This window comes from Pedobacter kyungheensis (assembly GCF_000812965.1).
Lineage (GTDB): Bacteria > Bacteroidota > Bacteroidia > Sphingobacteriales > Sphingobacteriaceae > Pedobacter > Pedobacter kyungheensis.
Genome location: NZ_JSYN01000019.1, coordinates 1 through 25,044 on the forward strand (window position 1 = coordinate 1; position 25,044 = coordinate 25,044).

Sequence of the window (25,044 nt, forward strand, 5' to 3'; positions counted from 1 at the left end):
CGTCATGCTGAACTTGTTTCAGCATCTCATTCTAAAAGAGACCATGAAATAAATCCGATAGTTATCGGATCAGAGTGACGCATTTATAAGTAATTTGGTTAGTACCTAAACTCCTTCACTACCTCAATCGCATATTTTACATTATCGAAAGGAATATCAGGCATAATGCCATGACCCAAGTTAAAGATAAAGCCTTCGGTACCGCGCATACGCTCGAATAATTTGTGAATCTGCGCTTTAATCACCGCTTTATCCGCATATAAAATGTGTGGGTCTAAATTACCTTGTACGGCAATACCTTTTGGTAAAGCATTTTTAATATTCAATAAATCAGCATTCCAGTCAACCGAAATTACATCTGGCTTAGCTTCGGCCATAATTGGGGCAAAAACCGAACTGCCTTTACAGAAAGAAATAACCGGAATGTCTTTTCTGTTTAAGTTGGCAATAATTTCCTGAATGTAACGGTGCGAAAACTCCTGATAATCGTTCCATGATAAAGCCAAAGCCCAGCTGTCGAAAATTTGAAGTGCATTTACACCAGCAGCAATCTGCAGGTTAAGATAATCGGCAGTTACTTTGGCAATTTTAGCCAAAAGTTTGTGCGCCAGCTCAGGCTGGTTGTGTATAAAAAGCTTGGTTAACTTAAAATCTTTAGATGAACCACCTTCAATTAAATAGCTCATTACGGTAAAAGGAGCACCGGCAAAACCGATTAACGGAATCCTGTTATCCAAACGTTGCTGAATCACTTTAATCGCATCAGCTACATATTGTAATTCGCTTAAACAATCTACATTCAGGTTTTCGATATCCTGAGCGGTACGTACCGGGTTGGCAAATTTTGGTCCAACGCCCTGGGTAAAACTTAAGTCGCCACCCATGGCCTCGCCTGTTACCAAAATATCACAGAATAAAATTGCAGCATCAATATCCAGTAAATCAACAGGCAACATCGTTACATCTGCAGCAATTTCTGGGGTTTTACACATCTCTAAAAAAGAGTATTTGTTTTTAATCTCCCAATATTGCGGCATAAAACGGCCTGCCTGGCGCATCATCCACACGGGTGGACGTTCTGTTTGTTTTGAAAATGCTGCGTCTAAAAATAAATTATTCTTCATGATTTGTATTTGGTACTTCATTTATCGTCATGCTGAATTTATTTCAGCATCTCTGTTTAGCTAGATCCTGAAATCGCTCAGGATGACGATTGAGCTAAAATTTTAATTTTGCAAAGGTATAAATAAAAAAAAAACGAAGTACCTTTTTATTGCTAAACTGGCGCTTCGTTGTTCAAAATGACAATAGTCCTATTATATTTTGCTGATTTCCTTTTCTATTTTTACAATAATATCTTTCGACCTTTGTGTTTCGGCCAGTTCTTTGGCTAATTTGGTATAAGCTTCAGCCCTTTCCCTGTCTTTTTTACGCAGTGCCAGGTTAGCCAGATGAATCAGCACATAAGCTTTCTCATTCTTTCCTCCTATCGGAAAACGGCTGGCCAATTGAAAGTGATACTCGGCTTTATCCCAGTCTTGTTCTTTCAATGCCATGTTGCCTTGCATAAATTCGTAGTAACCTCTGCGGCTTTTGGCTAAACGTTCTGGTTTGGTTACTTCGGCCAGCAAGACTTTGGTTTTACCAAATTCGTTGTTTTTGAAATGCTTCGAAGCCATTAAAACAGAACTGTGTTTAAAGTGGCTCCATATCACAAAGGCCAGTAAAAGTGCAGAAAGTGCTGCTAACTGGTATTGATGGTAAAAAACACAAACCAAACCTGCCAGCAGAAAAACTGCCATTAAAGCATACCTGCCGTTATTATTGTACATTAATGACTATCGGTAAATTTATAACCTACCCCACGGATAGAGTGAAAATAAACTGGATTTTTTTGATCCGGTTCAAAATACTTACGGAAAGTTAAAATGAAGTTATCGATCGTTCTGGTTGAAGGATAAACATCATAATTCCATACGGTTTCTAAAATCTGCTCTCTCGAAACGGCATCGTTTTTACGCTCAATTAAGAGTTTCAACAACATGGTTTCTTTTTTGGTTAACGGTGTAATGGTACCATCATCGTGTTTCAATTCAAAAGAGTTAAAATAGATGGTTTTATCGCCAATTTTGTAAGAGTTTAATTCTTTTAAATCGTCAGATTTTAAACTGCGTTTAACCAAAATACCCACACGAAGAATCAATTCTTCTAAGTTAAATGGTTTAACCAAATAATCGTCGGCTCCTTTTTTTAGCCCTAAAACACGGTCTTCTGAAGTGTTTTTAGCTGTTAAAAACATAATCGGAACTTCTGCATTTTCTAAACGTATGGTTTCGCAAACCTGGAAGCCATCCATTTCGGGTAGCATTACATCTAATACGATCAGATTAAAACGTTCTTCTTTAAATACTTTAAGAGCGGTTTTGCCATCTTTAACGGCATGAACTTTATATCCTTCAAGTTCGAGGTTTAATTTAATAGCATCTAACAAGTGATCCTCGTCTTCTACCAATAGAATTCTTAATTTTTGTGACATAATTGAGATTAACTAAATGTTACTTCAAAAATACTTCCCTGGGGCAGATTGTCTTTTACTGTAATATCTGCATCATGGTATTGTAAAACCTCTTTCACAATAAACAAGCCTAAACCTGTTCCTTTCGCTTTTCTGACATTCTCGTTACCAACGCGGTAAAACTTATCAAATATCAACATTTTTTCGGCATCTGAAATACCTGGCCCTTTATCCATTACACTGAGGTGAATATGCCCGTCCATTTCGTTTAAATGCACATTTATCTCATCGCAAGGGTTAGAATACTTAACCGCATTTTCGATTAAATTGGTCACTACTGACGATAAGGCAAATTTGTCACCCACAAGCTGCAAATTTGGCTGAATTTTAGCATTAATGATCTGCTCACAGCCGCACGAGTGTACTTGTAAACGGTCGGTAATTTTAGCCACCAGCTCCGAAAAGTTAAATGGCTCTTTTGGGAAACTATACGAACGGTTTTCGATCTTGGTTGCCAGCAGCATATTCTCGACCAAATCATCCAAACGTTCAATATCTTTTAACGAATTATTGAGCAAAGAAACCTGTCTGGCTTTATCCAAATCGCGCTTAACAATGGTTTGTATAGAAAGCTTAATGGCTGCCAGCGGCGATTTTAACTCGTGTGTAATCGACATGAGGAAATTTTGCTGCTGTTCCCGCAACTTATCTTCACGTTTTAAGGATTGGTGTAAAAAATAACCACCAAAGCATAACAAAAATAAAAATACCGACCCCTCGCCCATAATCATTGTCATGCGGCTTGGTTGCAAACGCACCACCAAAGTACCCCACGAAATGAGCTGAATTAATGCGTAAAGCAGTAATGCGTAAAATATGATTATAGATTTCTTCATTTATTCCTTCGGATTGATTCCACAGATTTGTTTGATTACACCGATTTGTTCTTCTTACCAACCATAGCAAATAGCATTAAGATTGCCCGCCTATAATCAGCAGGCTTTGTCGTTCCTCTTCGCAATGACGGTTCCCGAACAACCTCTCTGTTCTCTATGAAAACTCTGCGTTCTCTGTGGTTAAACAATAAAGCCTCTTTTATTTCTTAAACACTAAATCTAAAGCCTCAAATATTGCACGTTTCGCTTTCTCCAGCTCAATCTTGGTATGTGCTGAAGATACGAAACCAACTTCATATCCCGATGGGCCTAAATAAATTCCGCGGTTTAATAATTCGCGATGCATAATTTTAAATTTCTCCATGCTGCCCGCGTCAATATCATCGGCCGACTGGATTTTATCTTTATCAGTAAAGGCAAACCAAAAGATAGAACCAATGGTAAACACTTTAAATTTATAGTTACGCGCAGTGGCAAAACGTTGAATGCTGGCCACAAATTCCTGTGCTTTGTTATTTAAATCTTTATAGAAGCCAGATTTGCTCAGCTCGGTCAAAGTAGCAATTCCTGCCGCCATGGCTACGGGATTACCAGATAAAGTTCCGGCCTGGTAAACACCTCCATCAGGAGAAATATGTGCCATAATTTCGGCACGTGCACCATACATACCCACAGGTAAACCACCGCCAATAATTTTTCCGTAAGTTACAATATCAGGGGTAATGCCATAATGTGCAGCAGCACCTTCAAAACCAACCCTGAATCCGGTAATTACTTCATCAAAAATTAAAAGCGAACCATTATCGGTACAAATTTTACGCAAGAATTGGATATATTCTTCATCCTGCATAATTAAGCCGTTATTGGCCGGAATACCTTCAATAATTACTGCAGCAATCTGATCTTTAAACTGCTCAAAAGCCTGTTCAATGGCTGTTTTGTCATTCAACGGAACAACGATGGTTTCTTCAGCAAAAGATTTAGGTACCCCTGCCGATGAAGTTTCGCCAAAGGTTACCAGGCCCGAACCAGCCTTTACCAGCAACGAATCGCTGTGACCATGGTAGCAACCTTCGAACTTTAAAATTTTATCGCGACCGGTAAAACCACGGGCCAAACGAATGGCCGACATTACGGCCTCGGTACCTGAGCTGGTAAAACGGATTTTTTCTACAAAACGGTTGTTTTTGATAATCAACTCTGCCAGTTCATTTTCTAAAGCCGTAGGTGCACCAAAGCTCATACCATTCTGCATTACTTCGGTTACTTTCTCTCTGATTTTCGGATTATTGTGTCCTAAAATCAGTGGCCCCCAGCTGCCGCAGAAATCGATAAACTGATTGCCATCGGCATCCCAGATAAAGCAGCCATCACCTTTCTCGATGAAAAGCGGTGTGCCATAAACAGATTTAAAAGCCCTTACAGGCGAGTTTACCCCACCCGGGAAATACGTTTTTGATTTTTCGTACAATTCGGCAGATTTTACCCTCGAAATATCAGGTTTGCTGCCCGTATTTACCGGAATATCGGCTTCGTTACCTGAAAACATTTTTTTTAATGAATCTAACATCTTTTTAAGGTATAAGGTAAAAGGCTTAAGGTTTAAGGCAAAAGCCAAAAACTTATAAAGCACCAGGTACCTATGTATTATTTATAAAAATGGAAATATGGGATTTGCAGGAAAACCTTAAGCCTTAAACCCTCAACCTTCCACCTCTATAGCCAATTATTATTTAAAATATCTTTAATGTGGTAAGTAGTAATAATACTTGCTCCGGCTCTTGCGAAGGCGTGCATGGTTTCCATAACCACTTTTTGTTCGTCAATCCAACCGCGTTCGGCTGCTGCTTTTACCATCGAGTATTCGCCCGAAACATTGTAAACGGCAATTGGTAAATTGGTGTCTTGTTTTAAGCGCTGAATGATGTCGAGATAGGCTAATCCGGGTTTTACCATTAAAACATCGGCTCCTTCCTGCTCATCTAATTGCGCTTCGCGTAAAGCTTCCAACGGGTTTCTGAAATCCATCTGGTATGCTTTTCTGTCGCCTTTGCTTGGCGCACAATCGGCAGCCTCTCTGAAAGGGCCATAATAAGCAGAAGCAAACTTGGTTGCGTGGCTCATGATAGCAGCATTTACAAAACCATTTTCATCTAAAAGATTGCGCATGGCAGCAATCCTTCCATCCATCATATCCGAAGGCGCAAACATATCAGCACCAGCCTCTGCATGCGTTAAGGCCATTTTGGCAATCACTTCAACCGTTTTATCGTTCTGCACGTAATCGTTCTCCAAAATGCCGCAGTGCCCATGCGTGGTGTACGAACACACACAAACATCGGTTACAACATATAAATCTTCGCCAAATTGTTTTTTAAGCTCACGAACTGCAGTTGGTACAAGCGAATGATCGTGATAAGCCGATTTGGCATCAGCCGACTTTTCGTCGCCAACCCCAAATAACATAATTTTGTTGAGCCCTTTTTTTAATCCGGCTTCTACATCTTGCACCAGGGTATCAACCGAATAATGGTTAACACCTGGCATGGCATCAATAGCATGGGTAACATTTTTACCAGGCACCACAAAATAAGGGTACACAAACATATCTTTTGATAACCGGGTTTCGGCCACCATCTCTCTCACTAATGGATTTTTTCTTAATCTACGCGGACGATGTAACATTTTTTGTATTATTAGTATCAAGTATCATGATTTTAGTATCAAGACCTGAATATTTTATTGTATTTAGTATCAAGACTTGAGATTCGGGTATCAAGACTTGAGTATCTTTTTACTCCCTTGCGGGATGCTCAAACGGATCTTTGGATGATATTTGGATAAATTATTACAGAATAAAAATCTTTTAGCTTAAAAAACCTTACACCCTATACCTCAAACCCTTCCTATCTCATCTCTATCCCAAACACCGCTTCGGCCAATCCAATTTCATCGGGCGAATAAGGCAAAGCATATTTCACCCCCATTTCGTCGAATTTCTTACCAGTAGAGTTACCAATGGCAATTACCTGCTGACCAGGCTCCAATAAATTATCGGCGAAATAAGCATCCACGTTCGATGGGCTGGTAAAAATCAGCACATCGGCATAGCTCTGGTCGATATCATCTTCAATTACCGTTTCGTAAATCGGTAAGTCGATAATTTTAGCATCTGCCGGCAACGACTTCTGGATTGATTGTAGTGAATCCTGTGCACGTGGGAATAAAATTTGCTGTCCGCCAACCAATTTTGCAAAATCTTCAGCAACTTCGGTAATATCGCCACTTGCACCAACAAAATCGGCAAAATGGTTAAACTTACGTAAAGCATCTTCTGAGCCTCTGCCTACCACACCAAACTTGGTTTTCTTTGGCAGCACTGGTTTCAGGTTGAAAAAGTATTCGACACTGTTTCGGCTGCTGAAGAAAATCCAATCTACATGACGCAGAATAAACTGATCTAAAACGGTAACAATCGGGAACGTACGGATTAATGAACGTCCTTCAATTTCAATATCATTATTTTCTAATGCACGGCGGAAATAACTGTGTTCGCCAATTTCGCGGGAAATGAAAACCTTTGCCGGTTTTTTTCTTTCTGCATTGAACTTGGCCACAATTTTTTCGGCCAGGCCTTCTGTTGTTTCGGCACGTAAAAACAAACGTTCAGGAAAATGATCGGCAGTTTCGGCCTTTGCAGTCCACACTTCAAACTGGCCGTTTTCCTTTTTACAGTAACAGCCCAAAGGCATGTGACAGCCCCCTTCAAAAAGATTTAGTACTTTACGTTCAACGCCCACTTCTTCGGCAGTAGCCGGATCGTGCAGTTTTTGTAATGCATCGAAAAGTTCGGTATCATTTTCCCTGATCTGAATGGCCAGGGCACCTTGTGCAGGTGCAGGTATAAATTCGGTAGTTTCGAGTTCTTCGATGTGTAAATCGCTTACATCCAAACCTAAGCGCTTTACACCGGCCTTAGCAATTAAAATCGCATCATAATCCTCATCGCGCAGTTTACCAATGCGGGTAGGCACGTTTCCGCGCAGATCTTCTACTTCTAAATCCGGACGTAAACCCAAAAGCTGGGCTTTACGGCGGTTAGATGAAGTACCTACCATGGCACCTTTTTTAAGCGATAGTTTCTGCGAAACATCTACACAATCTTTTAAAATTAACAGATACTCGCTCGCTTCTTCGCGTGGAGGCAAAGCCGCAATGGTTAATCCTTCAGGGTGTGTTGTAGGCAAATCTTTAAGGCAGTGTACAGCCAGATCAATTGTTCCGGCCAAAAGCTCTTCTTCCAGTTCTTTGGTAAAAAAACCTTTGCCTTCCAATTTGTCCAATCTTAAATTCAGGATTTTATCGCCCTGCGTTTTAATGATTTTTATCTCTGCTTCTATTCCAATAGCTGCCAATTCATTTTGAATATGATTAGCCTGCCATAAAGCCAGGTCGCTACCGCGTGTTCCGATGGTTAATTTCTTCACTATTAAGATTAAATGAGCTGCAAATTTAAATTAAATAGTGGTTTATACCATGATTTGTTTAAAAATGAGACAGTGAGGTTACAGAGGGCGTAATTAAGGGGATTTCTATGACATTAGGTGATAAGCTTTGTCATTCTGAGTATAGCCGTGGTGTAAGATGTTACCATCTTACACTTAATCAATTTAATCAATTGTATTGAAAAACTTATTTACAATGAGATTCTTCACTGTGTTCAGAATGACAGCAAAGGGAAAATAGTAACAATAAAAAACAAATAGCTTTGCGCTCTTTGCGCCTTGGCTTTGCGTACTTTGCGGTTAAATTTAAGATTGATTAACCAGAATTTCTTTGGCCATAACCATTGGTACACTGATGTATTTTTTCTCCATGTAGTTCATTACACGTTCTAAAACCTCGCGTGATGCTTCATCCATCTGACTAATTTCTTCGGCAAAAATACCATTGATAGCGGTGTTTTTGATTTCTTTAATCTTTCTGGGCACCTCTTGCATGGCAATTTCGATGCGGCGTTGTTTTAAAACTGAGAAAAACTCGGTGATGTTGTTGCTGATAATATCTTCGGCGTGAACAAGTTCGTTATAACGCTCCTGGATATTTTTACGGGCCACTTCTTTTAAAGATTCGACCTCGATATAATGAACCGGGTTGTTGTGGATTACCGCAGGGGCAACATCGTTAGGTATAGCTAAATCTACAATTACTTTTTTACTGGTATCGCCGTTAAGCAATTTAGCATAAAGTTTTTCGTCGATAATGGCCTCAGTAGCACCTGTACAGGTAATAATTACATCAAATCCTTCTTTAAAATCTTCGAGCGCAGTAAGTGGATAGGCTTTACCGTTTAACTCTTCGGCCAACGACTCGGCTTTAGACAAAGTACGGTTGAAAACAGAAAAATTAGAGTATTTATGTTTATTCAGGTATTTGGCAATATTCTGATTGGTTTCGCCGGCGCCAATAATTAAAACACGCGAGTTACCACACATGTTTAACTCTTTTAACTTGCGGTAAGCCAATGATACCACCGAAACCGGATTTTTTGAAATATTGGTATGGGTATAAACTTCTTTGGCCGTCTTAACCACGCGATCCATAATCATACGCATGTAATCGCCTGTAAAACCAGCATCGCGACAGTTCTCGTAAGCCCTGCGGATTTGCGCCAGAATTTCCTTTTCGCCAACCACCAAACTCTCTAAAGAGCAAGAGGTTCTTAATAAATGGTTAAAGGCTTCTTCGTTTTCGTAAACAGTTACATTATCCAGGAAACGCTCCATAAACTCAGGCGGCAAGCCCATGTCTAAAACAGTAAGAAACCTGGTTACAAATTCTTTGTCGGTTTTTTCTTTAGTCAGAAAAACAAACTCTACACGGTTGCAAGTACCGATATAAAAAATTTCGCTTACCGGAAGCTCTGATTGAATATTCTTCAACCTGCTATCCAGACTCTGATCACATATAACTAACTTCCCTAAAGATTTCAGGTCGATGTGGTGATGCGTAAAAGCTATTACTTTTAAATATTCCAATTGCTCCGTTATTAACTATTATCGGGATACAAAAGTAACATGGTTGGTGCATGTCAGCGTCATTAATCTGTAATTTACATTAATTTAGAACGGCTCTAAATAGCTATACAGCGCTGACAATCCTTTTAAAGACCTTAAAAACAAGGCCAGATTTTAAACTTTCAATTCCGTTCTGGCTGGTTTCCAACCCATTTGATCCACTTATTGATATTACGGATTTAGAACTAAATGGTTGCCTGCCCAAGTATTTTAATCTTTAACTTTGTTAATACGGGATTTATTGTGATGCAAAAAATGAAAATAACAGGCAAAACCCGGTACTTTCAAAAACGGACAACAAAATCTTAATTTGCAGGTTTATATTTTATATCAATACCTAAAAACGATGATTACACAAAACGATTTTAGCCTTAGCGGAGCCGATGGAAAACTAATTATTGGCGACATTACTTTCGACGAAAAAAATCCGAACACGCCCATTATCCTTTTTGTACATGGCTTTAAAGGCTTTAAAGATTGGGGCGCACACAACCTGGTGGCCAGGCATTTTGCCAGCAATGGTTACCGGTATATCAAATTTAATTTATCGCATAGTGGCGTACCAACCGATCATCCAAAGGATGTGACCGATCTCGAAACTTTTGCCAGCAATACCGTATCGAAAGAGCTGTTTGATGTAAATGCTGTGCTCGATTACATAGAAAAAGCTTACGGGGCCGACACTAAGGTGAATTTAATTGGCCATAGTCGCGGTGGAGGCTTATCGATTATTGAAGCAGCCAACGATTTAAGAATTAATAAACTGATTACCTGGAGTGCCATTGCTGATTTTAGCAGCCTTTGGAAAAAAGAGCAGGAAGCGGAGTGGAAAAAGAATGGAAAAATCTTTGTAACCAATGCAAGAACCAAAGAGCAAATGCCGTTAAATGTAAGCCTGTTAAAAGATTTTGAGGAAAACGCGGCTACACTAAATATTTTAGAAGCTGCCAAACGGGTTAATATTCCCTGGTTAATTGTGCAGGGCGATGATGATGTAAATGTTCCGTTTGAAACTGCACAGCAACTTGCAGATGCCAACCCGGCGAGCAGACTGGTAAAAATTGAAGGTGCCAACCATGTTTATGGCGCATCGCAACCTTATAGCGGTGAAAGTTTACCGCCACATTTGTTTAAAGTTTGCGAGAAGGTTTTGATGTTTTTGGAGGAAGCGTAAATTACTTATCTTGAGCCATTATATTTTATGGCTCAAGATCGAATTAACCTTTCAGATTCCAACAAAACGATATTAAAGCAGGCCACAATTGCCTTAACTTTATTTTCATGTCTGATTATTTTTCTGGATAGTAATTTTTCTCCGGTAAAATCAAAGTCAGAATTTATTAATGATTTTTGGGGTGGTCGTTCAAGCAACGGAAGGACATATATTTTCAACGCTCAAACTCCAACTAAGACATACAAAATCCCGGCCCTGCTTTTCAATGAGACAAACCATAACGACTCATTGTTAATTTACAGATCAAAAATAACAGGTTTTATCCTGTATTACGGTCTAAAGAAACCTAATAAGATCATTATCTGCAAATCCCGTCTAATTAACGAAGAATTATTGGGCCTGATTACTACAATCATTGGCATTGTGATTGCGACAATACTTTACTTCAACAAAAAATTAGCACAAAACACCACCCTACAGGGAATTTTGGTCTTTTTAATTATTATTTCATTGATTTTCTTACGAAATTACTTCGGCAGGAATTATTTTTAGCGTATCAGCCAATATTAATCATCCCCTCTCCTCACCAAATTACGCATATCGCTGCCACTTGGGCTTTGGAAAATTTCGAGGTCGAAATAAGGTACAGCAGCCAGCAAATGATCGAAGATATCGGCTGCTACTTCTTCAAATTTCTTGAGGCCTTTCTCTTTCGAAAACACATAAATTTCGATGGGAAGGCCATTTTCTGTAGCCTGTAACTGCCTCACCATAAAGGTTAAATCGGTATTGATGTATGGGTTGCTTTGCAGGTATTTTTCGGCATAAACCCTAAAAGTACCTATATTAGTCATGTGGCGACCGTTTACCAGGTTATTCGGATTTACAGTATGCTCGGCATTAAAAGTAGCGATGTGTTGCTGGGTTTCTTTTAAATAATCTTTTAAAAAATCGATACTCTGCAAGCGCCCGATCAGTTCTTCGTCGCAAAATTTAATACTCGAAATTTTAATGTTAATGTGCCGTTTAATCCTCCGCCCTTCGCTTTCTTCCATGGCCCGCCAGTTTTTAAACGATTCGCTTACAATAGCATAACTCGGCACAATGGTTACGGTTTTATCCCAGTTGCGCACCTTAATGGTAGTTAAATTAATTTCGGTTACCTCGCCATCGGCACCATATTTTTCGACGGTAATCCAATCGCCCACCCGAACCAGATCAATAGCACTCATTTGAACAGAAGCTACGAAACCTAAAATCGGATCGCGGAAAACGAGGATAAAAACTGCGGTAACTGCACCAAAACCACCAAAAATATACAATGGCGATTCGTTTAACAGAATGGACAGGATAAGTACGAAACCTACGATGTAAAAAACAATTTTAGCTACCTGCTTATAACTCCTGATGGGTTTATCGGCATACTTTTTTGATGATTCCATAATAGAAACCACCGCATTGAGAAAAGCATTTACCGCAAACATGACGGCCAAAACCATGTAGATTTTAGCAAAAATGAGTGCATAAAAAAGCCAGTTCTTAAAATAAACAAATACATGAGGAACGGCATTGTAAATGATATAAGCGCCAAAAATTAAAGCAAAAGCCCTGAATACCCTAAATTCGAATAAAGCTTTTTGCCAGTCGGATTTGGTTTTTGCACTTTTAACCACGCCAATAAAAATTTGCCTGGTTAAGAAAATAGTGATGAATAAAAACAATACTACCCCGATAATGCCTATGAAAAAATAGGCATACACCAGCTCGTTGCCTGAAAGGCCTTTGCCACTGAGCCAGTTTCGAAGTTCGTTAAAAAGAGAATGAAACTCGGGAATATTCATCAAGGCAATTTAGTATTTATTGGGCAGAAAATTAAATGATGATAGTGGGCCTTATTGTGGTCTGTGAGGACACAGACCTCGGCGCAAAAAATTAGTTTTTCTCTACCCAGTTGCCGTCACCTTTAATGATATCGATCAATTCATCTAAGGCATAAGCCGTAGTTACATTTTTCTTTACCACTTCTTTACCGCGATATAAGGTAATTTTATCGGGTCCGGTGCCTACATAACCATAATCGGCATCGGCCATTTCGCCAGGTCCGTTTACGATACAGCCCATAATACCGATTTTAATGCCTTTCAAATGGTCGGTACGCGAACGAATGAGTTGTGTGGTTTCCTGCAGATCGAAAAGTGTACGACCACAGCTTGGGCACGAAATATATTCGGTTTTACTGATACGGGTACGCGTAGCCTGTAAAATACCAAAACTTGTTGAATTGATCAGTGCAAGATTTTGTCCTTGCGCATCAATCCAAACCCCATCACCGAAACCATCGGTAAGCAAAGCGCCTAAATCGGTTGCAGCATAAAGCATTAAATTATCGGCATCTGCATCCTCATAGCTTCGTTTAATGATTACGGGAACCTGAATATTTTGTGCTTGCAGGGCTGTAAAAAATGTACGCTGTTCGGCCATGCCATGTACAGCTGATGTCTTTAAAATTAAAACAACATTAGGTTGCAATGTTTGAAGGTTGGAAGGTTGGAAAGTTCCGGCATCTACCTCAACAAAGTTTAACAGTTCGTCCTTAATCTCTGCCTGGACAAATTCTTCAAGTGAAAATAAGGGATGGCAGTTATTTTTGTCTTGCAGTTTTAACCAGGTTGAGTAATTGTACACCTGTTTTAAATTGCCTGGAAAAGAAAAAGAAGGCAGATTATCGCCCAAATAAGCTAAATCGCATGCCTGATCGGCCAAATTGTATTTATCTAAACCTGCACTGTAATTGTAACCTACAGCACTTAAGAAATAAGGATCTTTTAAATTTTCTTTCGAAACATCGATCATCACTACCGGATGATGATGCCCGCCAATGTGCTGTACAGGGGCAGTAACGCGGCGGTTGTACTCGTAAGGAGAATAAGTTTGGCGCTGAGCGCTAAGCGTAGGGCGTAGACTGGTCGACTCCGGACTCCCGACTTCTGACTTCTGACTCCTCAAAGTATACCGATCTGCTAAAGCTTTGGCTACGGGAGCTTCAAATTCGGGATCTTCGGTTAAAGAAACGCGAATGGTATCGCCTAAACCATCTTCAAGCAAGGTACCAATACCAACAGCCGATTTAATGCGGCCATCTTCGCCATCGCCCGCTTCGGTTACACCCAGGTGCAAAGGATAATTCATGCCCTCTTTAGCCATGGTTTCGACCAGCAAACGATAAGCCTGCACCATTACCTGCGTGTTACTGGCTTTCATAGAAATAACCAGATTATAATAATTCTGGTCTTCGCACATGCGGATAAACTCCATTGCCGATTCGACCATTCCACGAGGTGTATCCCCGTAATGGCTCATAATCCGGTCGGAGAGCGAGCCATGATTGGTGCCAATGCGCATAGCCGTACCGTATTCTTTACAGATTTTAACCAGCGGGATAAACTTCTTGTAAATCCGGCTCAGCTCGGCATTGTAAGCGTCTTGTGTATACTCTATGTTTTCGAATTTCTTTTTATCTGCGTAATTACCTGGGTTTACGCGCACTTTTTCTACAATCCGCGCAGCCATTTCGGCAGCATTGGGTGTAAAATGGATATCGGCAATTAAAGGCACATTATAGCCCCTGTAACGCAGCTCTTTCTTGATATTGGCCAGGTTTTCGGCTTCTTTAATGCTTGGTGCGGTAATACGAACATACTCGCAACCCGACTCAACCATGCGGATTGTTTGCTCAACCGTGGCCAGAGTGTCCATGGTATCAGTAGTCGTCATCGATTGGATACGAATGGGATTGTGACCGCCTAAAGCGATATCGCCGATATTTACCTCGCGGGTTAAATACCTCGAATAAGTTGTTAAACTATTGCAATATCCTCCTGCCAAATCGTGTTTTGCCAATATTTTTTCCATTTGCATGCAAAGATAAGGATTGTACGTAGGTTTTAATGTTGGAAAGTTGTAATTAAATCAACCGGATTATAAAGACAAAATTATTTTTTTTGGAAATGAAAGCGCAGTATCATTTGGCAAATACGGCCCCGCTCCCGCTTCTGCCGATGAAAAAACCTGCATCTCGCTTTGATCGGGTTTATTTTTTAACGCTGGGTGGGTTTGGCCACTTTGCACCGCCCTAAGTTTCATAAACGGGATGGAAGCGGCATACTTTGGCTGTAGGCCTGAGTGTTGTGGAAGGATAGCCAAAGATATAGCGAACAGCCCGGCTAACAGTAACAGGACTACTGCACCTGCTTTTCTAATCTAAATCAACCTGTCTTTTATTACCAAAGTATTGGCTGCAATATCATGCCAGCACTGGTTTTTCTTATTCAAAAAGCTATAGAGGTAGCCAAAAAACACCGGAATTACCGATAAGATTTTAGATAAATTACGGACCAAAGAAATACCAAAAGATACCCGGCTCCCATCCATACGTGTTACTTTAATGTTCAACAGTTTTTTGCCTATGGTAGCCTGGCTTTGCGTTGCCTCGGCAATGCTGCCATAAATGAGTTTAACCAAAAATATAATTGGAAAAGGAATTAAAAAAGCCATAATCCGCTGGTCTTTCCCCTCGATAAAAATATAACTGGTTAAAATAATGACGGTATAGAAGCCGAAAATGATGAAATGATCGATTACCGAGGCCAACAAACGTTGATCAAAAGCAGCAAAATACTGCGGGGCGGTTCGCTGGTAGCTGAAACCCAAAAGCTCACGCAATTCGGGAATCGCGTGAGCTTCTTTATAGTCATCCATCCCTGGTTTACGGATAAATGTATTTGCTTTAATGTCTAAATCTTTAAGTTCGGTTAAGCTATAAGGCCCTTGCGGCTTACCATTAACTACAACTACATATTCTTTATCAGGATTCATTTAAAATCAGGATTGTTGGTTTTTTAGAATTGCAAGGTTAGGTTTTTTTTAAAAGATTTCTACTAACGAATTTCGGCCTTACGCCTTAAACCCTACACCTTCTACCTTCAATCCCTCTACCTTCCGTCTCCCTAATATCTGCTCACCTCAAAGTTACTCAATCCGCCATCTAAATTGATAAAGATTTTTTTCGTCGAGGCTTTATAGTTAGCAGTCTCGTAAACACCATCGCTCAGTTTTATAAATCCATCGAAATCTTTAGCCGATAAACCGGTTTTGGTTTTAATTCTGCAACCCGAGTTGGTTGGCACTTTAATTTTCACATCAGCAACGCCCGATTTTACTACCACGTCGGTAATTGGCAACAAATCGCCAAAAGTAATGTCAAGGGCTGCAGCACCGCCATCAAAACGGAAAGTACGTACTTTATAATCTTTGAAATCAAAGTTAGCTTCGCCTGCGCCCAGTTTCATGATCACATCCCAGTTAGCGGCTTTGTTTAATTTAAAGTTCACATCGTTACCACCATCGCCAAAATTCCATTTACCTTTTTTATCGTCCATTTTGAAGGTAAGCACGGTAGCACTATCAGTCAGTACTTTTTTTAGCGAAAAGTTACCATGTTTTTTGGTAATATCTGCATTAATCAGTTCGGGTGTTTCGCCATCCAGGTTAAACGAAATCCCACCTCCCGAAATATTTAAAACCGTTTTCTTCGCATTATCGGCCTCAACAAAAGGTTCGCTCAGTTTTAACTGGTTAAAAGCAGTATCACTATCGTTGTCATGGTCGTTATCATCATTGTTGTCATTATCATTTAGATTAATGTCAACGTCTTTCTTAAATTGATGGCCCCACCAGTTGCCCCTTTCGGGCACTTGCTGTCCTTTATAAAACAGGAACGATAAAGCAACTACTAAAACCGCAATCGAAATGATGCTTCCGGTTTGTGAATTATTTTTGTTGAACAGGATATTTACACCTGCTATGATTAGGAATATTGGCCAAAAGCTCCAGACACTGCGCCAGTAAAAATCAATAATATTAAAGTTTTCGAGTAGCAGTACACCGCCAATAAAAAGCAGTAAAATACCCCACATTAATCTATCTAGTTTCATTTTGTTTATGCTTGAGGGTTCGTGGTTGTTGAATTATCGTCTTTGTTAACAGGGCTTTCGGGCGTTGGCTCCACAATGGTTTCAGCGAAATCGGCCTTCTTTTGCTGCTCTGCTTCCTGCTGGGTTTGAAAAGCTGCCCAATCGTTTTTTCTTTTTGATTTGGCAATAACAGCAATACCCAATCCAATGAATACTAATGGCCACATGAATTTAAACAGGTTGCGAAAGCTGAACCAATAGGGTATAAAATCCAGTTCGCGCATCAGAAAAAAGCAACCTATTACCAGTAAAATCAATCCGCCAATGGTGCGACCGGTATCGTTCGATTTGTTAAAGCCGCTAAAATCGGCACGAGTTTCGAACGGTGTTTTTTGTGCATTATCAACCGGCTGTGTCCAGTTGGTGTTGCCCGAACCTACAGGACCTGTAAACTGGTCACCCGTACCAAAAGGTGCACCAGGGTTTTGTTTGTTAAAAAAATCATTAAATTTTGAGAATCTTGCTGCCGGATCAGGATTAACCGGAACAATAATCCACATCACTATATAGGCTATTAAGCCACCTCCAGCCATAAATATAGCCGATAGTGCAAACAATAATCTGATTATGGTAACCTCTACCTGCATATAATCTGCAAGTCCCGAAGCTACACCGGCAATCATCTTATCGTGGTCGTTTCTAAAAAGCTTCTTTTCCATAACGTTGTTCATTTTTGTGTTTAAAAATCGAGCGGCGTAATCAAAACCTCATCTACGTTTACCCCTTTACTTAAGTTTAAAATGGTAAATAATGTTTCTGCAATATCTTCTGGCTGTACAAATTTTTCGTCAGGGATGCTTGTTCCTTCCCATGAAGCTGTTTTTGTAGAACCGGGCAAAAACGCAGTAACTTTAACGTTGTGAGGGGCTAACTCTTGCCGCAATACATGATTAAGACTTAACATCGCTGCTTTTGTTACACTATAGCTGCCACCATTTTTTACAGGTGCTTTGCTGGCCACCGAACAAATGTTAAATATATGGCCACGGCCTTCGGTACGCATCTTTTTACCAAAAAATTTACTGGTATAGTAGCCTGCATTTACATTTAGATTTTGCTGCTTTTCAAAGGTTTCATCAGCCTCATCCAACATACTTCCTGGTAAAAAGGTACCCACGTTGTTTACCAGTACATCGATAAACCCTGCTTCTTCATCAACCTGGTTTAAAAATTGATATACACTCGTTTTAACCGAAAAATCGACCGAATAAATGGCTATGCTTCGCCCGGTAATAAATAATTCATCGCGCAGGGCTTCGAGTTCGTTTACGCTTCGTGCTGCAAGCACCAAATCGTAACCATTTTCCCATAATTTAATGGCTATTGCCCTGCCAATTCCTTTAGTTGCACCGGTTATTACAGCTTTCATGTTTTTGTGGTTTAATTTTTGTTGACAAAAAACCATATTTATATTTAAAAGCACGAATATTTTTACAATTAGCAAAGAGCGACAACTTTTTTATCGTTTCTTTGTAGTAGTATAATAATGATCATTAAAATTAAGCAACACCTACGGAATGAATTTTACCAATTTCGGCAGATACATCCTGCTATTAAAGTCTGTATTCAGAAAGCCGGAAAAGCTGAAAATATACCTTAAAGAGATCGCCAAACAGATGGATTATGTTGGCGTCGGTTCACTGGGGCTTATTGCCATCATCTCTACCTTTATTGGTGCAGTTATGACTTTACAGATTGCTTTCCAGCTGGTTAGCGATTTTATCCCTAAAACCATTATTGGTTCGGTAAACCGCGATTCGAGTATCTTAGAGTTAAGTCCAACCATTAGTGCTATTGTTCTTGCCGGTAAAATCGGCTCGGCTATTTCATCAGAAATTGGCTCGATGCGTGTAACCGAGCAGATTGATGCCTTAGAAATTATGGGTATCAACGCACCAGGCTACCTCATCTTACCAAAAATAATCTCAGGAATAACCATGGTACCTATGCTGGTTATCATTTCAATGTTTTTAAGCATTACCGGTGGTTATATTGGCGGTTCAGTTTCTGGCGCTGTAACACCTGCAGAGTATATTCAGGGTATTACTACCGATTTTAACCCTTATACCATTACTGTGGCACTGGTTAAAGCATTTGTGTTTGGTTTTATTATTACTTCGGTACCTGCTTACGAAGGTTTTTACGTGCGTGGTGGTGCTTTAGAAGTTTCGCAGGCCAGTACAAGAGCCGTTGTAATTAGCTGTATTTCTATTTTAGCTTGCGATTATATCGTGACCCAATTGTTATTGTAATGATCGAAATTAAAGATATTTATAAATCGTTCTCTGGAAATGAAGTGTTAAAAGGCATTTCCGGCAAGTTTGAAGAAGGCGTAACCAACCTGATCATCGGAGGTTCTGGCTCAGGAAAAACTACCTTACTGAAATGTATGGTAGGCTTGCACCAGCCCGATTCGGGATCGGTATTGTATGATGGTCGTGATTTTACCCCCATGACCTACGAGCAAAGGATTGATGTGCGTAAAGAAATCGGGATGTTGTTTCAGGGATCGGCCCTTTTCGATAGTATGACTGTTGAAGAAAACATTATGTTCCCGCTGAATATGTTTACCGACCAGAGCCGTAAAGAGAAAATAGAACGCGTAAATTTCTGCCTGGAAAGGGTTAACCTGGCTGGTAAAAACAAATTGTTCCCGGCTGAGCTATCTGGAGGAATGAAAAAACGTGTGGGTATTGCCCGTGCCATTTCTATGAATCCTAAATATTTGTTTTGTGATGAACCCAACTCGGGTTTAGATCCAAAAACCTCTATTGTAATTGATGAGCTAATCAAGGAATTAACGGAAGAATATAAAACAACTACTATTGTGGTAACGCACGATATGAACTCGGTAATGGGCATTGGCGATTACATTTTGTTTTTGCACGAAGGAAAAAAATTCTGGGAAGGCAGCAACAAAGAAATTGCACATACCGACATTAAAGAGCTGAATGACTTTGTGTTTGCCAGCCGCTTTATGAAAGCAGCAAAAGATAAGTTTTAAAAAATTTGTATCTTTGGGCATGACTGCGGCCACGAAAAATATCATTCATAAATTGGAAACCTTACCAGATAGCATGGTAAATGAGGTAGAAGATTTTATTGATTTTTTAAAAGCCAAACATGCCAAAAGCTTTCCTAAAGCTGATGAAGAAGAGGATAAAATAGTTGAAGAGCCAAAAGTTTTATATGGTGCAGCAAAGGGCCTTTTTGTGATTCCTAAAGATTTTAATGCCCCTTTAGACGATCTCAAAGATTATATGTAATGCATTTTTTAATTGATACGCACATATTTATATCATTAATTAATGAGGATAGTAATCTAGATGAACGCACAATTAAAGCTATAGAAATACCAAGCAATCAAAAATTGATTAGTATAGTAAGTCTTTGGGAAATAGTCATAAAAATTAACATCGGAAAACTTAATGTTACCAGAAACTTGCAAGAAATGTACGATTTGATTGAAAAATCAGAAATTTCTGTTCTTGGTATTCAAAAGAAGGATCTTGATATTTACATGCGGTTGCCGCTAATCCATAAAGATCCCTTTGATAGATTAATCATTTCTCAGGCATTGGCAAATGATTTAACTGTGATTACTGATGATCAATACATCAGAAATTACCCAAATTTAAAGTTATTTTAATACATGATACAATTACTAGCCCCCACCCACTGGAAAGATTACGAACTGATTGATTGCGGGGATTTTGAAAAATTAGAACGTTTTGGCAATGTGATTTTAATCCGTCCTGAACCGCAGGCCGTATGGAAAAAAACCTTGTCAGAACAAGAATGGCGCAAAACTGCCAACATTACCTTTAAAGGCCGCTCGGCTACCTCAGGAGAATGGGTTAAGAAAAACCTTTCCATCCCCGATCGCTGGCACGTAGAATATAAAAACAACGAAGTGGCCATTAAACTCCGTTTAGGCTTAACTTCTTTTAAACACGTTGGGGTTTTCCCTGAACAGGCTGTAAACTGGGATTTTATTTCTTCATCTATTAAAAAGTTTAAAACACCACAGCCTAAAGTATTAAACCTTTTCGCCTATACAGGTGCAGCCTCGCTAATTGCCAATGCGGCAGGCGCAGAAACCACACACGTTGATTCGATTAAACAAGTGGTTACCTGGGCCAATGAAAACCAGGAGCTTTCGGGTTTGAAAGATACCCGCTGGATGGTAGAAGATGCCCTGAAGTTTGTAAAAAAAGAACTTAAAAGAGGCAAAAAATATAATGGCATTATCCTCGATCCACCTGCTTATGGCCACGGCCCTAACGGCGAAAAATGGAAACTGGAAGACCATATACAGGAAATGATGCAGGATGTGGTACAACTTTTAGACGAAAAGGAACATTTCCTGATCCTGAATACCTATTCTTTAGGTTTCTCATCTGTAATTGTAGAAAACCTGATCCGCACTTCGTTTCCAAAGGTGAAGAACCTCGAAACCGGCGAACTTTATTTACAAGCCACCGCAGGTGTAAAATTACCACTGGGTGTTTTTGGTAAATTCTGCAATGTGTAAATGTTAATTACTTTATTTTAAACTACCAGATTTCCATCTTACTTTCATCCCAAACAGATTCGGAAAACTGTCTAAACTTTAACTACTTTAATAATCTATGAAATTCCCACAATTAGCGGGCACACTAATACTTGGTTTCGCCGCAATCAGCCTATTTGCCAACTGTAATTCTGATGGCAAAAGCAGCAGCAGTATCGGCAAAATATTTTCTTCCGATTCGACGAAGAAAAAAACCGACTCGACAGAAAATGTAATGAAACCTGTTGACCCGAAATTATACGATTCTTTAGCTAAAAAACTGGCTAACGGCGATACTACAGGCAAATGGCCGGTAAAAAACCAACCCTATCCTTTAGCGGGTGCCATTTTACCATTTAAACGTATTGTGGTTTATTACGGTAATCTTCACTCTAAAAAGATGGGCGCCTTAGGCGAATATGCACCAAAAGAAATGTGGTCGCGCTTAAATGCCGAGGTTAAACATTGGGAAAAAGCAGACCCATCTACACCTGTACAACCAGGCTTACACTATATTGCTGCTGTAGCCAGCGGTACACCAGGTAAAGATGGCAAGTACATTAACAGGATGGGTAACAAACAGATTGATTCTGTATTGAAAATTGCTAAAATGCAACCCAATACCATTGTGTTTTTAGATTTACAGGTGGCATTGAGTAATATCAAAGCCGAATTGCCACACATCGAAAAATACCTGGAGTTACCTTATGTACATTTAGGTATCGATCCTGAGTTTTCGATGAAAGATGGTTCATTACCGGGCAAAAAAATCGGAACTTATGATGCAGCAGATATCAACTATGTATCAGGTTACCTTGCTGATATTGTTAAAAAACACAATTTACCGCCAAAAGTATTTACCGTTCACCGTTTTACCAAGAAGATGGTAACCAACTCGCAAAACATCAAATTGCGCCCTGAGGTACAGATTGTAATGCACATGGATGGATGGGGTGAACCGGAGTTAAAGAAAGGTACCTACCGACACTTTATCCAAAGCGAGCCGGTACAGTTTACAGGTTTCAAACTGTTTTACAAAAACGACCTGAAAAAAGCACCAAACAAGTTAATGACTCCCGAAGAGTTATTAAAACTTACACCAAAACCGATTTACATCCAGTATCAATAAGTAAAATATTACAAAAGGCCCGTAAAATTACGGGCCTTTTGCTTAAACAGCTTTTTTGATGAAATAATCCATTATTTGCAGCGTTTTTTATCAGGTTTGTTGACATATGACAACACATGGTTAAAACTTTCAGGAATATTCGGTAGTCAACTGTAATTAATATCAAAAAATATCGTTTTTTTGATTCAATTAATTAGTCGACTAGATTTTACAACAGGTTAGGATATGCAAACAGCAACATTTGGTGGAGGCTGCTTTTGGTGCACTGAAGCCGTATTTCAGGCCCTGAGTGGAGTAAGCAAGGTTACATCTGGCTATATGGGGGGCGATTTAAAGCATCCGACATATATGGAAATCTGCAATGGCGATACCGGACATGCAGAGGTAATTCAGATCATTTTTGATGAAAACGTTATTTCTTTTGACGAGCTTTTATTTATTTTTTTTAAAACCCACAATCCCACTACACCAAACAGGCAAGGCAACGATGTGGGTTCGCAATATCGTTCGGTAATCTTTTACGAAAATGCTGAGCAAAAAACACAGGTAGAGCAAATTATAGCAGCTTTAAGCCTGCAAAACATTTTTGATAAACCCATAATTACCGAGGTGGTACCCGCAGCTGAATTTTATGAGGCTGAAGATTATCATCAGAATTACTTTAACGATAACCAGGGAAAACCTTACTGTTCTTTTGTAATACAACCTAAATTAAACAAGTTTGCACAAGATTTCAGAAATAAAATTAAACCTGAGCTGCTCGAATAATTAAATCTCGAAAGTAAGCAACCCGTGTTGGCTGGCCGTGTGAATATCTCTCCATACCCGATTAATCTCCGATCCTTTTTTGGCCGCCTCTAAACCACAATACGGAAACAAAATACCTGCATTACGCCAACAGGCATGAGCCAATTTACGACTGATTGCACTGACTTTGCTTAGCCTGGCATCGTTTATTTGACCATTGTCTGTTAACTCGGCCCAGGATTCATCAAATGCTGTATAGAATTGCTCACGCAGCGTTTGTACCTCTTTTTTGCACCGGTTTAACTCGGTTGTAAAGAACTGTATTTGTGGATCGCTAAACCTTCGCATACTGGAGCGCGAATGGAATGATTTTTCTACCAATTTAATAAAATGATTGGTCATACCCAGGCTGTTTACCGTTAAGGTAGTTTCGGCAAGTTGTAAAAAGGGGTAATCAAAACCCGAATCTGCTACCAAGATATCTTTATTGATGGTAAAGGTTCTGTTCTCTGGTACATCAAGGTTTTTTACTTCAAAAGCATGACTACCGGTGGCTATTAAACCAAAGTAAGACCAGCCTGGTAAAATATTAACTTCGGCCTTTTTGAGTATAAATGATTTGATTACGGGTTCTCCGTTTTCATCCAGAATATCATCGCCGTTTTCGGTTTTGAGGGTGCAATTGGCAGTAAACATGGTAGCATGTAATGCACCACTGGCATAATTCCATTGTCCGCTTACACGATAACCTGTTTCGGTTTTAACCGCCTCGCCGCCTACTGCCCCACTCCCGGCAAAACAAACTTCCCTGTCTGCAAAAATTTCAGCTGCCAGTTGTGGATTTAAAAAGCCTGCAAAACAACCGGCACCGGCACATAAGGTAACGGTCCAGCCAAGACTGCCATCAGCTTCTGCAAGTTGTTCTTCTAAACGCAGGATTTCGGGCAACTTTTTATTAGCACCGCCATAAACTTCTGGTACAAAAAGTTTAAACCAGTTTTCCTGGTAGGCCAGTGCTAATATTTCGGGATGCAGCTTGCCCATTTCTTCTGAAATGGCTGCATATTCGGCCACTTTTTCCTGCCAGTTAAGGGTTAAGGTATCTTCCATTATGCTGACAGTTTAAGATTGGGCCAATTTGAGCCTGCTTTTATCGATAATTTTCTTCCAATCGAAAAAGCCGAAAATAGCTACTGTAAATAAAAATGTGGTTAAACAAGCCATTAATGGCAGCTTTTTATGGAACAATAACGGAATAGCTACAATGTTGGAAATGTTAAGAAAAATCCAGTTTTCTATTTTACGTTTGGCCAGTAACCACATACCCGCCCAGGCAGTAGCTGATACAAAAGCATCGAAAAGTGGTACGTCCGAATCTGTAAAATACCTTAATACCAGATACAGCACCCCAAAACCAATTACTGAAATAAGCACAGCAATGGTTAATTCATTGTTACTTGACCACGATACCTGATTTTCGGCATCCTGTTTTCTTTTCTTCCAGATGATCCAGCCATATACGCTCATTACCAGATAATAAATATTTAAAAGCACCTCAGCATATAATTTAACGTCTAGCGATAAAAACATCCACAATAGAACAGAAATTATACCTGTTGGATATAACCAAATGCTGTTCTTTTTGGCCAATAAAACTTCGGAGACCCCGAACCCCAGAGCCAACCACTGGATTAATGAGGTGTGTGCAATCTGCTCCTGAAAAAGCTTAAACCAATCCTGAAAATTCATTTAAAAATAATTGAAAACTGTTTTCGGGGCGAAACAGCATGGTAAAGCTAACCTCCTTCCTACGTCGGTATTATCCGCATCAGGTACATTAAAGGTAGAAGGTTGATGGTGTAGGGTTTAAGGTTAATAACCCTATACCTTAAGCCTTTTACCTTAAACCTCTAAATGGGTGT

General features: G+C 39.7%; 25 protein-coding genes. 9 read left to right on the forward strand and 16 right to left on the reverse strand.

Annotated elements, in window-relative coordinates:
• Positions 1 to 98: 98 nt before the first annotated feature.
• The 8 genes from hemE to hemA form a co-directional block, all read right to left on the reverse strand.
• Positions 99 to 1,124, reverse strand: a complete 1,026-nt coding sequence (gene hemE, locus OC25_RS15880) for a uroporphyrinogen decarboxylase (RefSeq protein WP_039477974.1) — start codon at positions 1,122 to 1,124, stop codon at positions 99 to 101.
• Positions 1,125 to 1,316: 192 nt separating this feature from the next.
• Entirely contained in the window at positions 1,317 to 1,832 is a 516-nt protein-coding gene (locus OC25_RS15885; RefSeq protein WP_039477977.1) for a hypothetical protein, read from the reverse strand.
• The gene (locus OC25_RS15890) at positions 1,832 to 2,536 is read right to left on the reverse strand and encodes a response regulator transcription factor (RefSeq protein ID WP_039477978.1); all 705 of its coding nucleotides are present in this window, start codon (positions 2,534 to 2,536) and stop codon (positions 1,832 to 1,834) included. Before OC25_RS15890 ends, OC25_RS15885 begins: the two co-directional genes overlap by 1 nt.
• An 8-nt stretch (positions 2,537 to 2,544) precedes the next feature.
• Positions 2,545 to 3,411 (reverse strand): sensor histidine kinase, encoded by an 867-nt coding sequence (locus tag OC25_RS15895; protein ID WP_039477979.1) that lies wholly within the window; start codon positions 3,409 to 3,411, stop codon positions 2,545 to 2,547.
• A 199-nt stretch (positions 3,412 to 3,610) separates the two neighbouring features.
• A complete protein-coding gene (gene hemL, locus OC25_RS15900; RefSeq protein WP_052266261.1) occupies positions 3,611 to 4,981 on the reverse strand; it encodes a glutamate-1-semialdehyde 2,1-aminomutase in 1,371 nt (456 codons plus the stop codon).
• A 146-nt stretch (positions 4,982 to 5,127) separates the two neighbouring features.
• Positions 5,128 to 6,096 carry a porphobilinogen synthase gene (gene hemB / locus OC25_RS15905; RefSeq protein ID WP_039477981.1) on the reverse strand — a complete coding sequence of 323 codons (969 nt, stop codon included), beginning with the start codon at positions 6,094 to 6,096 and terminating at the stop codon, positions 5,128 to 5,130.
• A gap of 221 nt (positions 6,097 to 6,317) precedes the next feature.
• A complete protein-coding gene (gene hemC / locus OC25_RS15910; RefSeq protein WP_209435606.1) occupies positions 6,318 to 7,898 on the reverse strand; it encodes a hydroxymethylbilane synthase in 1,581 nt (526 codons plus the stop codon).
• Between the two features lie 324 nt (positions 7,899 to 8,222).
• Positions 8,223 to 9,449: a glutamyl-tRNA reductase gene (gene hemA, locus OC25_RS15915; RefSeq protein ID WP_039477987.1), complete on the reverse strand. Its 1,227-nt coding sequence runs from the start codon at positions 9,447 to 9,449 to the stop codon at positions 8,223 to 8,225.
• Positions 9,450 to 9,834: 385 nt separating this feature from the next.
• On the opposite strand from hemA, the gene OC25_RS15920 reads away from it, so the two are divergent.
• The gene (locus OC25_RS15920) at positions 9,835 to 10,662 is read left to right on the forward strand and encodes an alpha/beta hydrolase family protein (protein WP_039477990.1); all 828 of its coding nucleotides are present in this window, start codon (positions 9,835 to 9,837) and stop codon (positions 10,660 to 10,662) included.
• A gap of 27 nt (positions 10,663 to 10,689) precedes the next feature.
• Positions 10,690 to 11,214: a hypothetical protein gene (locus OC25_RS15925; RefSeq protein WP_039477994.1), complete on the forward strand. Its 525-nt coding sequence runs from the start codon at positions 10,690 to 10,692 to the stop codon at positions 11,212 to 11,214.
• 14 nt (positions 11,215 to 11,228) lie between these two features.
• Here OC25_RS15925 and OC25_RS15930 read toward each other — a convergent pair whose 3' ends face one another.
• From OC25_RS15930 to OC25_RS15955, 6 genes are all read right to left on the reverse strand, one after another.
• Positions 11,229 to 12,503, reverse strand: a complete 1,275-nt coding sequence (locus OC25_RS15930; protein ID WP_039477996.1) for a mechanosensitive ion channel family protein — start codon at positions 12,501 to 12,503, stop codon at positions 11,229 to 11,231.
• A 91-nt stretch (positions 12,504 to 12,594) separates the two neighbouring features.
• Positions 12,595 to 14,574, reverse strand: coding sequence for a (E)-4-hydroxy-3-methylbut-2-enyl-diphosphate synthase (gene ispG, locus OC25_RS15935; protein WP_082018622.1), 1,980 nt, complete (start codon positions 14,572 to 14,574; stop codon positions 12,595 to 12,597).
• Between the two features lie 348 nt (positions 14,575 to 14,922).
• Positions 14,923 to 15,537, reverse strand: coding sequence for an RDD family protein (locus tag OC25_RS15940; RefSeq protein ID WP_039478000.1), 615 nt, complete (start codon positions 15,535 to 15,537; stop codon positions 14,923 to 14,925).
• Between the two features lie 131 nt (positions 15,538 to 15,668).
• Positions 15,669 to 16,655 (reverse strand): LiaF transmembrane domain-containing protein, encoded by a 987-nt coding sequence (locus OC25_RS15945; RefSeq protein WP_039478003.1) that lies wholly within the window; start codon positions 16,653 to 16,655, stop codon positions 15,669 to 15,671.
• Between the two features lie 5 nt (positions 16,656 to 16,660).
• Positions 16,661 to 17,353: a PspC domain-containing protein gene (locus OC25_RS15950; protein WP_167335403.1), complete on the reverse strand. Its 693-nt coding sequence runs from the start codon at positions 17,351 to 17,353 to the stop codon at positions 16,661 to 16,663.
• A gap of 20 nt (positions 17,354 to 17,373) precedes the next feature.
• Positions 17,374 to 18,063 carry an SDR family oxidoreductase gene (locus OC25_RS15955; protein ID WP_039478295.1) on the reverse strand — a complete coding sequence of 230 codons (690 nt, stop codon included), beginning with the start codon at positions 18,061 to 18,063 and terminating at the stop codon, positions 17,374 to 17,376.
• Positions 18,064 to 18,211: 148 nt separating this feature from the next.
• On the opposite strand from OC25_RS15955, the gene OC25_RS15960 reads away from it, so the two are divergent.
• The 7 genes from OC25_RS15960 to msrA all read left to right on the forward strand — a co-directional run bounded on the left by OC25_RS15960 (position 18,212) and on the right by msrA (position 23,143).
• Positions 18,212 to 18,946, forward strand: a complete 735-nt coding sequence (locus tag OC25_RS15960) for an MlaE family ABC transporter permease (protein ID WP_039478005.1) — start codon at positions 18,212 to 18,214, stop codon at positions 18,944 to 18,946.
• Positions 18,946 to 19,698 carry an ABC transporter ATP-binding protein gene (locus tag OC25_RS15965; RefSeq protein ID WP_039478008.1) on the forward strand — a complete coding sequence of 251 codons (753 nt, stop codon included), beginning with the start codon at positions 18,946 to 18,948 and terminating at the stop codon, positions 19,696 to 19,698. The genes OC25_RS15960 and OC25_RS15965 overlap by 1 nt, the downstream gene beginning before the upstream one ends.
• A 19-nt stretch (positions 19,699 to 19,717) precedes the next feature.
• Positions 19,718 to 19,960, forward strand: coding sequence for a type II toxin-antitoxin system VapB family antitoxin (vapB, locus tag OC25_RS15970; protein ID WP_039478010.1), 243 nt, complete (start codon positions 19,718 to 19,720; stop codon positions 19,958 to 19,960).
• Positions 19,960 to 20,343: a type II toxin-antitoxin system VapC family toxin gene (locus OC25_RS15975; RefSeq protein ID WP_039478013.1), complete on the forward strand. Its 384-nt coding sequence runs from the start codon at positions 19,960 to 19,962 to the stop codon at positions 20,341 to 20,343. Before vapB ends, OC25_RS15975 begins: the two co-directional genes overlap by 1 nt.
• A gap of 3 nt (positions 20,344 to 20,346) precedes the next feature.
• Positions 20,347 to 21,228 carry an RsmD family RNA methyltransferase gene (locus OC25_RS15980; RefSeq protein ID WP_039478016.1) on the forward strand — a complete coding sequence of 294 codons (882 nt, stop codon included), beginning with the start codon at positions 20,347 to 20,349 and terminating at the stop codon, positions 21,226 to 21,228.
• A gap of 97 nt (positions 21,229 to 21,325) precedes the next feature.
• Positions 21,326 to 22,375: a hypothetical protein gene (locus OC25_RS15985; protein WP_039478018.1), complete on the forward strand. Its 1,050-nt coding sequence runs from the start codon at positions 21,326 to 21,328 to the stop codon at positions 22,373 to 22,375.
• A 225-nt stretch (positions 22,376 to 22,600) separates the two neighbouring features.
• On the forward strand, positions 22,601 to 23,143 hold the full coding sequence (msrA, locus tag OC25_RS15990; protein ID WP_039478021.1) for a peptide-methionine (S)-S-oxide reductase MsrA: 543 nt from the start codon (positions 22,601 to 22,603) through the stop codon (positions 23,141 to 23,143).
• Here msrA and OC25_RS15995 read toward each other — a convergent pair whose 3' ends face one another.
• Positions 23,144 to 24,232: an acyl-CoA dehydrogenase family protein gene (locus OC25_RS15995; protein ID WP_039478023.1), complete on the reverse strand. Its 1,089-nt coding sequence runs from the start codon at positions 24,230 to 24,232 to the stop codon at positions 23,144 to 23,146.
• 12 nt (positions 24,233 to 24,244) lie between these two features.
• Positions 24,245 to 24,871, reverse strand: a complete 627-nt coding sequence (pnuC, locus tag OC25_RS16000; protein ID WP_039478026.1) for a nicotinamide riboside transporter PnuC — start codon at positions 24,869 to 24,871, stop codon at positions 24,245 to 24,247.
• Between the last annotated feature and the right edge of the window lie 173 nt (positions 24,872 to 25,044).